General features: G+C 43.2%; 10 protein-coding genes. 1 reads left to right on the forward strand and 9 read right to left on the reverse strand.

Translation table 11 applies throughout. The annotated features are described in order from the left end of the window. Position 1: 1 nt before the first annotated feature. The 9 genes from PBT90_RS14105 to PBT90_RS14145 all read right to left on the reverse strand — a co-directional run bounded on the left by PBT90_RS14105 (position 2) and on the right by PBT90_RS14145 (position 14,133). Positions 2-3,271, reverse strand: coding sequence for a SusC/RagA family TonB-linked outer membrane protein (locus tag PBT90_RS14105; RefSeq protein ID WP_264811234.1), 3,270 nt, complete (start codon positions 3,269-3,271; stop codon positions 2-4). A 379-nt stretch (positions 3,272-3,650) separates the two neighbouring features. Further along, the gene (locus PBT90_RS14110) at positions 3,651-5,558 is read right to left on the reverse strand and encodes a pectinesterase family protein (protein ID WP_270129761.1); all 1,908 of its coding nucleotides are present in this window, start codon (positions 5,556-5,558) and stop codon (positions 3,651-3,653) included. Positions 5,559-5,658: 100 nt separating this feature from the next. Beyond that, the gene (locus PBT90_RS14115) at positions 5,659-6,450 is read right to left on the reverse strand and encodes a rhamnogalacturonan acetylesterase (RefSeq protein WP_270129762.1); all 792 of its coding nucleotides are present in this window, start codon (positions 6,448-6,450) and stop codon (positions 5,659-5,661) included. 82 nt (positions 6,451-6,532) lie between these two features. Further along, positions 6,533-7,291: a rhamnogalacturonan acetylesterase gene (locus tag PBT90_RS14120; RefSeq protein ID WP_270129763.1), complete on the reverse strand. Its 759-nt coding sequence runs from the start codon at positions 7,289-7,291 to the stop codon at positions 6,533-6,535. A gap of 1 nt (position 7,292) precedes the next feature. Then, complete coding sequence (locus PBT90_RS14125; protein ID WP_396127645.1) at positions 7,293-8,966, reverse strand: glycoside hydrolase family 28 protein; 1,674 nt, start codon at positions 8,964-8,966, stop codon at positions 7,293-7,295. A 21-nt stretch (positions 8,967-8,987) separates the two neighbouring features. Then, a complete protein-coding gene (locus PBT90_RS14130; protein ID WP_270133177.1) occupies positions 8,988-10,583 on the reverse strand; it encodes a glycoside hydrolase family 43 protein in 1,596 nt (531 codons plus the stop codon). 41 nt (positions 10,584-10,624) lie between these two features. Next, positions 10,625-11,599 (reverse strand): pectinesterase family protein, encoded by a 975-nt coding sequence (locus PBT90_RS14135; RefSeq protein ID WP_264811238.1) that lies wholly within the window; start codon positions 11,597-11,599, stop codon positions 10,625-10,627. A gap of 2 nt (positions 11,600-11,601) precedes the next feature. Further along, entirely contained in the window at positions 11,602-12,819 is a 1,218-nt protein-coding gene (locus tag PBT90_RS14140; RefSeq protein ID WP_264811239.1) for a glycoside hydrolase family 88/105 protein, read from the reverse strand. A 27-nt stretch (positions 12,820-12,846) separates the two neighbouring features. Then, positions 12,847-14,133 (reverse strand): DUF4861 domain-containing protein, encoded by a 1,287-nt coding sequence (locus PBT90_RS14145; RefSeq protein ID WP_264811240.1) that lies wholly within the window; start codon positions 14,131-14,133, stop codon positions 12,847-12,849. A gap of 269 nt (positions 14,134-14,402) precedes the next feature. On the opposite strand from PBT90_RS14145, the gene kduI reads away from it, so the two are divergent. Then, a complete protein-coding gene (gene kduI / locus PBT90_RS14150; protein WP_264811241.1) occupies positions 14,403-15,242 on the forward strand; it encodes a 5-dehydro-4-deoxy-D-glucuronate isomerase in 840 nt (279 codons plus the stop codon). Position 15,243: the final 1 nt, after the last annotated feature.

Genomic DNA, 15,243 nt, shown 5'->3' on the forward strand with positions numbered 1-15,243 from the left:
ATCAAAATGTAATATTTAACCCCACCGTGTAAGATCGGCTTCGTGGAAAGGAGGAGTAATCCACTCCCGGAGTCAAGGCAGCATAAGAACTGCTGCGCGAAGTGCTCACCTCAGGATCATACCCTGAATAATCTGTCCATAGCTTCAGGTTACTTCCCGTTCCGTAAATTCGCAATTGTGATAGACCAATCTTGGAAATCAGAGGTGTTGGGAAAGAATAACCCAGCGTTAGGTTGTTCAATCGGATAAATGAACCGTCTTCCACTGCCCAATCAGAAATCACCGCTCCGGCAATCCCGAAACTACTTGGAGACCAGATATTCTTATCTGCATTCATTTCTCCGAGCTGCTGCAAATCGGTAACTACTTCTCCAGCCACTCCAGTGTAAGAACCGTCCACATCAATATAGGTGAAGCGGTTATCAGAGCTCATGGTGGTCAGCAAATTGCCGTAAGTAACTCTTCTGAACTGGTTGTATTGGATTTTACCGGTGTTGTAGACATCATTCCCAAATTGATAATTGAAGAATACCTGCGCGTCAAAACCCTTAAATGTACCTGTAAGACCAAAACCACCCTGGTTTCTTGGAAGGGCGTTGCCTATCACCTTCCGGTCATTGGCATCGATCACCCCGTCTTCATTCAAATCCTTCAATTTCATGTAGCCAGGTTTGATATTGGTGTTGCCTACTACAGCCCCAGAACTTGGGATCCCCTCCTTCAGGGTATAAGTATCTGTCACGGCATCATAAGATTGGAAATCATTGACACTATACATACCATCAGACACATACCCATAGATATCACCTAGCTTGCCGCCCACCTGCAGGTAGTAGTCATTGATGTTGTTCAAATCTGTACTGGCCCAGTTGGACTGGAAGAAGCGCTCATTGGTTCCGTCTAGTTCTTCAATTTTGGCTATGTTCACCCCGGTATTGAAGTTCACTGCCAATGAAAAGTCGGACTTATCAATCAAGTACACATTGATCCCCAATTCAAAACCCTTATTGGAAGTACTCCCAATATTATCCCACTGGGAGCTAAAACCTGTGTTGGGAGGAATGGCAGACTGCAAAAGAAGATCTCTGGTAGTATTGGAATAAAAATCCAAGCTACCTGCAATCCGCGCTTGCATCAAAGTAAAATCCAAACCTAGGTTTCTATTGACTGTGGTTTCCCACACCAGATCAGGATTATACAGCACTGAGCTACTCGGTGTGTAATACACATTGTCCACATTGCCAAATCCCGGACCTCTATTGGTAGAACCCTGGAATAGAAACTGAGTGGCTGTCGCATCTATGCGGTCATTTCCAGTTTCACCATAGGAAACTCTAAGCTTCAACTCATCTACAAAAGTTGAATTGACCAAGAAATCCTCTTCGGAAAGTTTCCAACCTACAGCCACAGCAGGGAAAACACCAATGCGGTTTTCTTTGGCAAATTTACTCGAGGCATCTGCCCTCACTGTACCTGTCAAAAGCCATTTCCCATTGAACTGGTAATTCATTCTACCAAAAGCAGAAATCCTATTGGAATCCGTATTGTCACTGGTTTCCAATCGATCCACTCTACCAAATGTCATATTTGCAAAAAGCTCTTCAGGAGTGATGGAAAGCCTAAAGTCCTCAGACCTGATCATGGCATATTTTCCACCGGTAGAATATACTTCCTGTCCGATCAAAAAGTCTAATTGATGTTTATCACCCAAGCCATTCACTTTCCAGTTTACACTGTTCAGCCATCGGTAGGAATCACTTTCCCTATTCGTTTTCACGCCTAGAGGCAAACTTCCTCCGTTATTGAAAGACTCCCCAGTCAAAGGCCCATAGAACCTCAGATCTTCACGGAAAGTCTTGGACCCGTTGAAGGTCGTTTTAAAATCCAGCCCATTGGTAATGTTCCAAGTAAGCCCCGCGTTGAATACATAGTCATTGTCAGTGCGCTTTCTCCAGTCCTGCTCAGCTAGCTCTACCGGACTCACCAAGCTCAATAAAAATGATTGAAAATCGTCTTCTGAGTTCAGCTCAGTAACATCTATATCCAATTCATCAGCAATACCGTTCACTGGTCTGGTCTGCACTGCATCTTTGATATTAATCTGTGCATTACCAGATGTGCCGGCGCCGTCTACCACGGTACGGGTAATCCTGGCACCTGCATCAAACATGAGTCTTTTGGAAAGCTCCTGATTCAACTTGAAGTTGATCACATTTCTATTATACCCGGAATTAAGCATCAAACCCTCATCGGAGTTATTGGTCAAACTGAGCATGACTTTAGTCTTGTCTGTACCTCCAGAGAGGGAAATATTATGGTACATGGACATCTTAGGATCACCAAACAACTCTTCCTGCCAGTCAGTACCCGGTTTTTGCTGATACAGCTCCAGGTCATCATATACTCCATAGAATCTTTCAAATCTCCTCAGATCTGCCTCAGATCTCAATTTGGCATATTCATAGTTGACCATTACATATTCATAAGGGTCCAGCACCTCATATCGACGATCTTTGGGAAGGTTCTTGAACTGAAAAAAGTTATTGTAGGAAACGGAGACTTTACCCGCGGTGGGCGTCTTGGTAGTTACCACGATCACGCCGTTAGAAGCTTGGGCACCATATATGGCAGTTGCCGCTGCGTCCTTGAGCACAGATATACTTTCAATATCAGTAGGGGGAATATCTCTGATGCTGCTCACAATAAAACCATCCACCACATAAAGAGGGGCATTATCCTGCGTGATGGAACCACCACCCCGGACACGGATTACCACATCAGCATCAGGAGAACCGTCGGTAGTCAATACATTAACACCTGGAAGTCGACCTGTGATCGCCTGTGCTGCAGAAGCCACAGGGATTTTTGCAAGCTCCTTGCCAGACATGGAAGCCACGGAGCCCGTAAGGTCGGTCCGTTTAACTGTACCATATCCAAAGCTAACCACCTCCACAGTCTCCAGCTGGGACATATCGAGATTCAGCACCACATCAATAGATGACCTACCTTCTATTGCAACCTCCTGGGCTACCATTCCGATCATCGAAAACACCAAGGTACCATTGGGGTCATTCACTGTAATAGCATAACCACCATCAATGTCAGTAACTGCACCGATGGTCGTTCCTTTCAACAAGACTGTGGCTCCGGGGAGCAACTCGCCTTCTTCGCTGCTTACCGTCCCAGTGATTCGCGTCTGCTGGGCTTGTAGTCCCACAGCGAACACCGTCATCGACAGCATCATTAACGAAAAGATTCTAGTAAAATTCATTTCAAGTTTTAAGGGATTATTGTTTAATGTTTCGGGAAAACTCTTGGTAATAATTGAGCAAGAAAAATTCTGCTTGTATTCAGCAGACTGCTCTCAGGCCAAACACTGGAGGAGACATAATGCGAGGAAATTCCATATCGTATTGCGGGTTTATTGTTAAGAATGCTTCAAACTTGCAGTATCATTTGAGCAATCGATTGCATAATAATTAAATAAAATTAATTTCTCAAAAGGAATTTTAAAAAAATCCATAAATCAAAATTATTAATAGATAAATCAGCTATTTGCCAAATATTAAACAAGTTAAAACCACAGTAAGCAGTCTCTTTTTTACATTACTAAAAGGATAATTAGCGCAATCGATTACATCAAAAAAGCGCTACTTTTGGAGAATTTTAAGTAAAAAATCATCTATATGTGCAAGGGTCTTTTCAAACCATACATCATACAACCAAAAAGGATGAGGGCTCTCAGGAAAAGTATGTACTTCTGAATAAATCCCTTTTTCGTTTAATAGCGCAATCAACTCATCTCTCCCAGCATGAAATCTAGGGTATTGACTTTGGATAAAAAGTATAGGTTTGTATGCAGGACTCTTGAGATACAAAGGTGATGCTGCATCCCAGACTTCCGGCTTTTGCGCGTAGGTACCACCCAGCCATTCCGATGCCACCTGCCCTTCCGCAGACTCAGGATGACGAAAAGCCAACACTCCGTCCATATCCACAATTGCTTTCACTTCCGAACTTGCATTTAATTCTGAATTTCCTTCATACGCTGCTGTATTCGTCATACCTACCAGAGCCGCAATTTGCCCACCCGCTGAACTACCGGAAATAGCCACCTGAGAAGTATCTATCCCAAATTCATTGGCATGAACTTTCAGCCAACGAACCGCTTCCTTCACGTCGTGAATCGCAGCAGGATATTGCGCCTCCGGCGAAAGTCTATATTCTACTACAGCCGTCACGTACCCTTTTTCAGCCAAAGCAATTGCCATCGGAATCTGAAGCTCCTTGTCTCCAGATTTCCAACCTCCACCATGAATCATCACGATCGCTGGTCGTAAAGTCTCAGCTCTAATAGGTGAGAACACATCCAACTTCAGCTCTCTACTCCCGAGATTTTTATAAACATGCCCTTTACTTTCAGTCACTGATTCGCTGGATTTAATTTCTACAGGCTTGATCTGGGGAAAATTCCTTACATCCTTTTTCCAAGCATCTTCCAAATTATAAGAACCCTCCTTTTGGTATCCGTACCAGCGATTTCCATAAAAGTCCACAGTTTTGGTCTTCCCTTCGAACACCTCATAAATATGATAATCTTTTGCTTGTTCAGCAGTCAATTGATGCGACCAGCCGACTCTTCTGTCAATGTTTCCACCTGGACCATAGCTTCCAGATTCCGCATAGAAAACTGTTTTCTCAGCATTCTCCCTACTCCAATTATGCCAGCCTTCAGGGACAATATGATCTCCCATTTCTGTATTGATGAAAACCGTTTTGGCAAAATCCCTCCAAGGTCTTCCCAGATAAACTTTCTTCACCTCAGAATCAGCAGTAAGCTTACAGTCTTTAAAAACATAGCCATACTCCACCCATTCGGGCGTAGAAGCAGCTGTGATGTAGGAATCTGATTTGGAGTGGATCACGCAGTTATCAAAAAGCGCAGTCGCTGAACCGAATATAAAATCCGTTGTACCCACGATGTAGCAATTTCTATAGAGTTGGCGGGAGTTTTCACCCGAGGCAAACATGGTATCCTGATTACCCAAAAATCTACAGTTTTCGAAAACCAAGCGATCACCTTCGGCATGTAGCGCAACTGCCTGGCCTACATTTCCGGCTGTGTTTTCTATGGTCAGATTTTTAAAAGTCAGGGAGTTCCCCAGCACTTTCAGCGTATAGGTTTCAAAAGTTCCCATATTGTCTTTCGCTGCAAAATCATCGAAAGTGATAATCGTATTTTCAGGATTTTCGCCCTCAAAAGTCACATTCGTCACTGGCCCTAGAATAACCAGCTTCTCTTTATAAACTCCAGGTTTGATATAAACAGTGAGTGGCTCTGGTAAATAAACCCTTATCGCATCCAAAGCTTCTCCTATTGTTTCGAAGTGCCCCGAACCATCCTGAGCCACAACTATATCATGTTCAATTTTGCCTTTCAGCTTTTCAGAATCAAGTGGTTTGATTTCTACATCGGACACCTGGGCAAAAGAATTACTAACCGCCAAAACCCAAATTACCAGATGATAAAATGCTGATTTCCTATAGCTTATCTTCATTTTATTTGCCTTAACTATTCGACTTATTTATTTCTTGGCTCTTGGTTCTTTACTCTTGATTCTATTGTCTTGATACTAACTACTTGCTACTTAATATTTGCTACTTGATACTTCCAGCCAGCTCCTTCAACCCTTCCAACACCAACTCAGCCACAGCTTTTGCTCCCGCAGGCTGGAAATGCGTATTGTCTTTTTGACCTTCTGGATAGGCTTCATACAGACCCGGTCCAAAGTTCATAAAGTAATTATCAGTTACAAATTCCTGCCCTTTTTCAGAGAAAAAATCCATCGAACGCTGGTTCAAATCTATCATCAAAGCACCCAATTCCTCCGCAACTTCTTTGGCTGCTGAATCATATTCCCCGTGCACATTTTGCAAATGCCCATCTTCCCAAGGGTAATTTCTTGCTACCGGAGTCAGTACTATTGGAGTCGCCCCTTTCTCTCGGGTTTGAGTGACAAAAAGCCGAATGTACTCCTTGTATCCTTCCACAGTCACGTAGCGCTCAGTCTTTTCAACAGCCGCATCATTGTGGCCAAATTGCATGATCACCAAATCACCTGCTTCCAACTCTTTATAAACGGCCGACCATCGACCTTCTTCGAAAAATGTACGTGTACTTCTTCCTCCACGGGCTCTATCGTCCACAATCACTGAGTCAGCATTTACCAAACCTTGCAAAGATTTGAGATTCTCTTTATTCATAAAAGGCTGAAAAACCTGTCCCCAACCCATCAGCGGGTAGCGATCTTTCATATAGTCTTCTCCTTCATAAAGCGAGTAATCCGCCATCGTAGAGTCTCCGATAAGGTAGATTTTTTTGATATTTTCTTTTGGTGAAAAAGCGGAGAACGCAATAATCAGAAGTAGTATAGACAGGTGTATTTTCATGATTCAATTTTAATGTCCACAGACGACGGTCAACAGTCCACTGCAGGGAACCGTGGTCCGTGGACAGTGGACTGTCGACTGTTTAATCCTTCAGAAACTTCACCAAATCAGGCAGTTCCCTTCTCAATTCTTCCACTGCAAGATCACTTACTTTGAAAGCGCCAGTTGGGGAAAGATGGGTGTTGTCTTCTCTCCCTTCTGGAAATTGGGAATAATCACCCGGACGATAATGAAGGAATAATTCCTTGGATTTTTCCACTCCAAACTGCTCCAGAACCTCAATGGTCTTCTTATGCAAATCAAAAAGAGGAACTTCCATTTCGGCTGCAACTTCTCTTACCACCTCAGAATATCTTCCATGCGTATCGGTCAGCACTCCATTTTCATCAAAGCTCCTTCTGGAAATCGGAGTAGCCAAGACAGCCTTTCCTCCTTTTTTCCTGATCTCATTCACGTACCTGACCAGGTTGTCTCTATAAGTTGAATCTGCAAAAGCATAGCGATCTTCTGAATTGATTTTCTGATCATTGTGACCAAACTCAACTATGACATAATCTCCAGGTTTGATCCGCGCCATCACTACATCCCAGCGCCCTTCGGCTCGAAAACTTTTGGTGCTTCTGCCATTCATTGCATGGTTTTCAAAGCGGATTCCTTCTTTGAAGTATAATGGAAAAACCTGTCCCCAGCCTTTCTCAGGATTGCTTCCAGTATAAGGTTTGTCGGCCATGGTCGAGTCCCCGACCATAAAAAAGGTGATCTCCCTTTCTCCCTTATCACTTCCAAATAGTGCCGCATAGAACAGAGAAAATGTTGAAAATAGAATCAAAAAGGCCCTCATCTTATTTCAGTTTTACTGCAGTTGGTGAAAGTCCGTTTCCTTTTGAAATTTGATCAGCACTCTTGAAATCCGCTTGATCAAATTCTACTTTATCGGAGGTTCCTAGTACTCGGACAGCAGCTTTTCCATTATCCTCAAACGTAAATCCACTCACCTTCACTCCCTGACTATTGTAGATCGTCAATGGCACTTCATCCGTTCCCAACACTCTTACATTGATCAATTCCAAGCCAGAAGCATCGATAGCAGTAATTCCTTTTTTCGCTTGTAAAACCGCATTCTCCAATCGCACATTTTCCAGCTTCATCTCTGGTAACCCCATAAAAAACGCTGCAATTTCTGAATCAGTCACTGTGATGTTTTTCATGCTGATATTTCTGAAAACAGGCGTTTCTTCAGTCACAGGCACTAGGTTTTCCTGCCTTGCCTCATCATCTGCACTTTGGTCTTCCTCGATCACAGGACTATTCCCCGTATAAAACATATTAAAACCAATCGCCTCAGTAGGAATGCCTACCATATCAATGTCCGAAATCCAGATATTCTCCACTACTCCACCCCGGCCTCTTGTACTCTTGAAGCGAAGACCAATGTCAGTTCCGATAAATGTACAGGCAGAAACATGGATATTTCTCACCCCGCTGGACATTTCACTTCCCACAGTTACTCCACCGTGACCATGATACACGATATTGTTCTTGATGATCACATTTTCCGTAGGAATGGCTCTATCTCTACCATCCTTATCCTTTCCGGATTTGATGCAGATCGCATCATCTCCCACATCGAAAGTATTGTTATAGATCAATGCATTTTTGCAAGACTCCAAATCCAAACCATCACCATTCTGAGAAAACCATGGATTTCTCACATTCAGATTTCGTATGATCACATCTTCACTCATCAGGGGATGGATATTCCAGGCAGGAGAGTTTTGAAAAGTCGGCCCGTCGAATAAAACCACCTTACTTTCCCTGATGCTTACCATCACAGGGCGAAGGAAATCCTTCATTTTTTGCAATTCATTGCGGTCCGTAACATCCGGCACATTGAAACTAGAACTTGCTTTATATCCATCCAAAAAAGATTGGGAAGGAAACCAGTTTGTCCCTTCTACTATTCCGCCACTTTTCACCAGGTTTTTCCACTGCGATTCGGTCATTTTACCCTTCTTCACTGCTCTCCAGACCTCACCACTTCCATCGATGGTTCCTTTCCCGGTGATGGCGATATTTTCTACTTGATAGGCATTGATTGGTGATAGGCAACGAACAGTATTTAGCCCTTCGAAACTTGTCTCTACCAAAGGGTAATCATCCTTATCCTTGCTGAAAATAATCAATGCTCCGTCTTCCAAATGAAGATTCACATTGCTCAAAAGCGTGATCGGACCAGTGTACCAAACTCCCCTCGGCACCAACACCTTTCCTCCACCAGCTTGATTGACCGCCTCGATGGCTGATTTAAAAGCTTCGGAATTTTTCGTCAGACCATCTCCAATAGCTCCAAAAGCTGTAATACTTTTTTCAAAATCAGGAAAGCTCGCTTCCTTCACTTTTGGCATATCAAATTCCACCCCATCATAGATGGTTTCTAGCGTTTGCTGCGCATAAATTGGAAATGCACTTGCAAAAAGCATAAATAGAAATGCTAGTCTTATTAATTTGGTTTTCATATTTCGGGTATTCATGGTGTCTTATTTATTAAATCTAAACCAATCCACATCGGCAAACCCGCTGTCATTGGTTTTGGTATTTCTGATGGCAAAAAGCCCAACTTTGGCTCCTATCCACTTGCCAGGAACTGCAGTAAAGATCTCTTCTATTTCTTTGAAATTCTTTCCGTCATTGGAGTAAGAAAAAGTGCAAACACCACCTTTTTCCACTTTTACACGAAGTTGAATCGAGTTAGTGTCCAGCTTCGCTAGTTCCTTCTTTACTTCCGGATTGCCATTTTCCGCATCGATGCAGGTGACATAGTTTAGAGAAATACCATCGTCTGTACTTTCTAACGAAAGGTACGCATAACTCATTCCCATCACGATCAGCCCGACTTGCTCATTTTGCAGTTTGGGATTTAGGTAAAACTCTAGAGAAGTGGTCGTTGTAAATTCCTCCGCAGGAAATTTCTGAAGTAATAAATTAGGGACTTCCCACAAGTTTTTGGCGTCTTCTGGAAGCTGTGCTGTGAAGAGTCTTAGCTTACTTTTAGCTGGATTGGCAAAAGCCCAAGTTGCCCCTGGGTTTGCCTGCCATTGCCATTGTAAACCGATATCACCCCCATCAAATTCATCTGAATCCGCAGGAGTTGAGATCGCTTGGTTAGCTGTGACGCTTGGTTTTTTGTATTTCAAAACCGGCTGCCCAGTGCCATCTCCATCCGGATCTTCGCCCATGGTTGGCCAGTCATTTTTCCAACTCATCGGCTGCAAATGCGTAATCCTTCCATAAGCCTCCACATCCTGAAAATGCACAAACCAGTCCTCTCCAGACTCAGTAGCTATCCAAGCACCTTGATGCGGACCATTAATAGGCGTATCGCCTTGAGCCAGAGAAATATACTCTTCATAAGGCCCATAAGGACTTTTTGATCTCAAAATCAACTGCCAACCTTTGGACACCCCACCTGCTGGAGCGAAAATATAATAGTAGCCGTTTCGCTTATAGAACTTTGTTCCTTCCACTGTAGGATGCGCATCGTGACCATCGAATACTAGTTTGCCGGCTCCGGTCGTTTTGGTTCCTTCCCAGTTCATAGGTTTCACCACCAACACACTTTTAATTCCTGCTCGACTTCCAGCAAAGGCATGAGATAAATAGGCCTTGCCATCTTCATCCCAAAGCGGACAAGGATCGATTAATCCTTTTCCTGCTTCTACTAAAACAGGTTCTTCCCATTGACCCAGCGGATCCTTGGCTTTCACCATATAAATCCCAAAGTCCGGATCTCCCCAATAGATATAAAATTCACCTTCGTGGTATCGGATTGCCGGAGCCCAAACACCATTTCCGTGTTGGGGCTTTGCGAAGTGATCAAGCGGAACCTGCCTTTCAAGCGCATAATTCACCAAAGACCAATTCACCAAATCCTTAGAATGCAAAATCGGCAGGCCTGGAACGGCATTAAAACTGGAAGCCGTCATGTAAAAATCCTCGCCTACTCTTACTACATCAGGATCAGAATAATCCGCATGTAAAATGGGATTGATGTAAGTCCCGTCTCCTTGATCGGCAACCCAGACGTTGGAAACCACATTTTGCTGCGCAAAAACTGAACTTGCAGCAGCGAACATTACACAAAAGCTATAAATTATTTTTTTCACTAACTCTCTTGTTATTGATTACTTCTATTCTTTGGATTCCAGCCATCTTCACCTGACAGGACTGACTCCACCGTGTATTTTGCAGCTTCCTCTTCAGTCAATTGGTGTGACCAGGTCACCCGCTGAGCAGCATTAGCTCCTGGGCCTTTCGATCCATACTCTGCATAGAAGGCAGTTTTTTCAGCATTTGGTTTACTCCAATTATGCCAGCCTTCCGGTTTGATGTGAGCTCCCAATTCTGTATTGATGAAAACCGTCTGAGCATAATCACGCCAAGGTCTTCCTAAGTAAGCCGAGGCATTTTCACCTTCTCCAGTCAGTTTGCAATCGATAAAAACAAAGCCAAATTCGGTTTCTTTTTCCGTGGAAGCAGCAGTCACATAGCTTCCTCCTTTTTTGGAGAAAATCTCACAATTCTCGAAAACTGCAGTGGACCAACCGAAGATAAAATCAACTGTTCCTTCGATGTAGCAATCCTTATAATACTGTCTGCTACGATCTCCATGCGGATAAAGTGTATCCTGATATCCTAGAAATCGGCATTTTTCAAACATGACTTTATCTCCATCCACACGCACCGCTACTGCCTGTCCCACAGGTCCTGAGGAATTCTCAAATGTGATGTTTTTGGCATAAAAACCATCTCCGAAAACGAAGAAGCTGCTGGATCCAGTCGTTCCCATTTCCTCACCAAATTTGTTCTTCTTTTGAGCAAAGTCATCGTACGTCACCAAAGTTGTTTCAGCATCCTCCCCGATCAGAGAAATATTGGTTTTGGATGCTGCCAGCACCAACTTCTCTTTATAAGTACCAGGCTTGAGAAGGATTTTGGTTTGATTTTTCCGAAAATCCGGGACTGCATCAAAAGCCGCCTGAATGGTCTGAAAGTCACCTGAACCATCAGAAGCCACCACAAAATCAAATTCCTGAGCGAAAAGAAATCCGCTTAGAAAAAAGGCCAAAATATATAGAATCGATTTTTTCATGATTAGTCACCGAGTTTCTCGTATTGCAAAGAGGCTAGAATGAAAGGCCCAACGCCTTTTGGATCGTTTACCCGGATTTCCTCACCTACGTAATATTCAAAAGAGCCATCTCGATAAGGATTTCCCCCTAAGCCAGCCACTCCGCAGACATTCGTCAAGCTGATCCCGCCATCGGCATCTTCTCGGACAAACTCCGCAAGCATTCCTTCGTAGGCTTTTTTGCCAGCAGCCAGATCTTCCTGATCCAAATAGCCTTTTTCAGAACCTTTCAAGAGAAAATAAGTAAACATTCCCGAAGCCGAGGATTCCAAGTAATTCCCTTCGCGGGTTCCCTGATCCACCACTTGATACCAAACACCCTCTGGAGTTTGATAGCGCTGAATTCCTTTGGCTAGCTTTTGGGCAATCGCGATAATGTCACTTCTTTTTGGGTGATCTTCAGGAAGAAAATCCAGCACATCGACCAGCGCCATGGCAAACCAGCCTATGCTTCTGCCCCAATAATTCGTGGAAAGTCCAGTTTCTGGATCAGCCCATTTCTGCTCCTTGCTTTCGTCATAGGCATGGTGGTACAAACCAGTTTCTTCGCTGTACCCATATTTATCCATGATCAGGATCTGATTTGCCACATCATCAAAAAGTGCTGGCTCGTCGAAAGTGGCCGCGTATTGAGCTAAAAATGGGGAGCCCATGTAGATTCCGTCCAGCCACATCTGGTGAGGATAAACTTTTTTATGCCAAAAACCACCTTCGGAGTTTCTCGGATGATTTCTCATCTGATCTCGTAGCTCCTCTATGGCCAATTTGTATTTTTCCTCACCGGATTTTTCGTAAAGGTTGATCAGGAATTTACCTCCATTTACTCTATCGATGTTAAAATCGCTCTTTTTATAAGTCAGGATATTTCCCGCACTGTCCACCATAAAGTCCGCAAACTTCTTGGTGTAATCGTAAAATCTTTGCTCACCTTTTTGCTTCCAAACCGCCTGCATGGAAGACATGATCAGGCCATGGGTATATTCCCATTTTGGTTTTTTGTTGAAATCTAGAGTCCAGCCTTCTGGGTTTCGAGCGATTTCGGAGTCTGCCATCCAGATGGAATAGTCTTTTTTGGGAGAGATTTCTACTTCTGTGCTTTCAGTAGATTTTTCGGCAGAGCAGCTAAGCAAAAGAGCACCAGAAAAGAGTGCTAACGAAGTGTATTTGAATAATTTAAGCATTGCTTATTTTGGGTATTGAATAAATGACTACTTGATACTTATTTCCAGTGGATTGGAAAGCTTAACTATTTCCATCTCTAAGTAATTTTTAAATTCCTCTTTGGAAGTGATGCCCCCAGGTTCCTGCTCCCAAGCTGCTAAAAAATAGTAGCTCAGCTCCTGATCTCTCGCATCAAAAACCAAAACATGGGAGAGCTCATCTTCCGTGATTTCTTTTAGTTTACTGGTAGGATAAATCACCGCTATGCCCAGCTTGTCGCCAGCCAAACTTTGGGATCCGTAAGTCGCGATGTAGCCAAACTCCAAATCTGAATTACTCTGCATCAATTCTGCTTTGGGGTCTTTAATCAAACCCGTCGCAAAATTCGGAATCTCATTGGAGGAGATTAAATCCATTTTGGAAAGCCTTGTGCCGGCATGTATAGCTATTTCAGCCCTTAAATCAGTTTTTCCGGAAGGTAGATCCCACCCGTAATAGTTTGTCAAAACTGAGGAATAAACCGCTCCGTTATTTGTGATCTCAGCATATAAACTATCCGTCACATCCACTCGTCTGGCTTTTCCATTTTCCCAAGTGGCAATACTTCCGAGTCCCAGCGTCTTGCCCACCTTCAGCACGTCCATACCCCATTCAGCCGGCTCATGATAGGAATCGAAACCATCCTGACCTACATCCTGTAAAACCGGAGATTTTACTTTTTTGCCAAATACATCAATACCATTTCTCCAATCCAGATAAAATCTATAGCCTACCAGGTCAGACTCCCAGCCCGGTCCCTCGTAGCGGATAAACCAGGAATGATCAGTGTGTTCGGCCGGAACATGCAGTGAATCTACATTCTCAAAATACCCACCTATATACTCCCGGTCTTTGAATTCCCCACCAAACTTATGGGAAAGCTCAGCTTGGGTTCTTTTATTATAGTCTGGTCTTTTACTTGAATCATCTTGGACAATTCTCAGCTCAAGAGTTTCTGAAGGTCCGATAGTTGGCAAAACAAAAGCCAAGCCCTTTTCAGGACCTTTTTCATTCCATTGGGAAGGAATTTCATTTTCTCCTAGAAAAATCCTCAACCTGCTCCTTTCTGAAAAATTAACCTCGGACAAGACGCTCGGATCCAATACGATTAAGGAATTTTCCCTGGACTGATCCAAATGATTTTTAACCGAAAAATAAATAACATCCTCCGCCTTACCGGGACTGGAAGAAGCTTGGCCATAACAGGAATATTGCGCAACAGCCAAGGCAATCATGCATGAAACAAGCACAAAAAGACGTTTATTACCGGTAGTTTTTTTTGGGTTTTCTATCATTAATCAACTTATTTACAGCCAATTACCTCAGATCAATTACAACTCAGAATTGACTGGAATTACCAACATTGAGCAATCGATTGCATATTATAAATAATCAGGCGAATAAAAAACTTTTTCGTAAAATTACTCTCCCTCGTAGCCTAAAATGACTACTACCTGATAAATAATGCAAATAAAAACTTGTAAATCGTGAAAATTTCAAAACCTTTATTTTTACTTATTCTTCATTTTAATTGTATATTGCGCAAACGATTACATAGACCCTTATGAGTATTGCTATAGAAACACGGTATTCTTCGCATCCAGAAGATTTCAAAAAATACCAAACAACCGAGATTCGTGAGAAATTTTTGCTAGAGCAAATCTTTGTCCCTAACCAAATTACAGGCGTGTACACTATGGAAGACCGCCTGATTGTAGGCGGTATAAACCCTGTGGACCGGCCTGTCACTCTCGAACCGGTAGATCAGCTAAAAGCAGAGTACTTTCTGGAAAGAAGAGAACTCGGAATCATCAATGTGGGCGCCCCTGCTTCCATCACTGTGGATGGTGAAGATTTTAGCCTTTCGCATAAGGAAGCCTTATATATAGGCAAGGGCGTAAGGGAAGTTATATTTCACCCATCGAAAGAAGGGGAAGCCTTAATTTACTTTAATTCTGCCCCTGCACATGCTGCCTACCCTACCAAGAAAGTGAGCCAGGACGATGCCGAGGTTGTCACCTTGGGCTCCCTAGAAAACTCCAATCATAGAACCATCTACAAGTTATTGGTAAACTCAGTGGTACAAACATGCCAGCTGCAAATGGGCATGACAGAACTGAAACCTGGTTCTGTTTGGAACACCATGCCTGCCCACACACATGACCGTAGAATGGAAGCTTATTTCTATTTTGACTTGGCTGAAGGAAACACTATTTCCCATTATTTAGGGCAGCCGGATGAAACAAGGCATATCTGGATGAAAAACCATCAGGCAGTATTATCGCCAGTTTGGTCTATACACAGTGGTGCCGGCACGTCCAATTATACTTTTATCTGGGGAATGGCAGGAGAAAACCTAGACTACGGCGATATGGACGTAGTGGCCCCTACAGATCTCAAATAAC

Source organism: Algoriphagus sp. TR-M9, assembly GCF_027594545.1.
Taxonomy (GTDB): Bacteria; Bacteroidota; Bacteroidia; order Cytophagales; family Cyclobacteriaceae; genus Algoriphagus; species Algoriphagus halophytocola.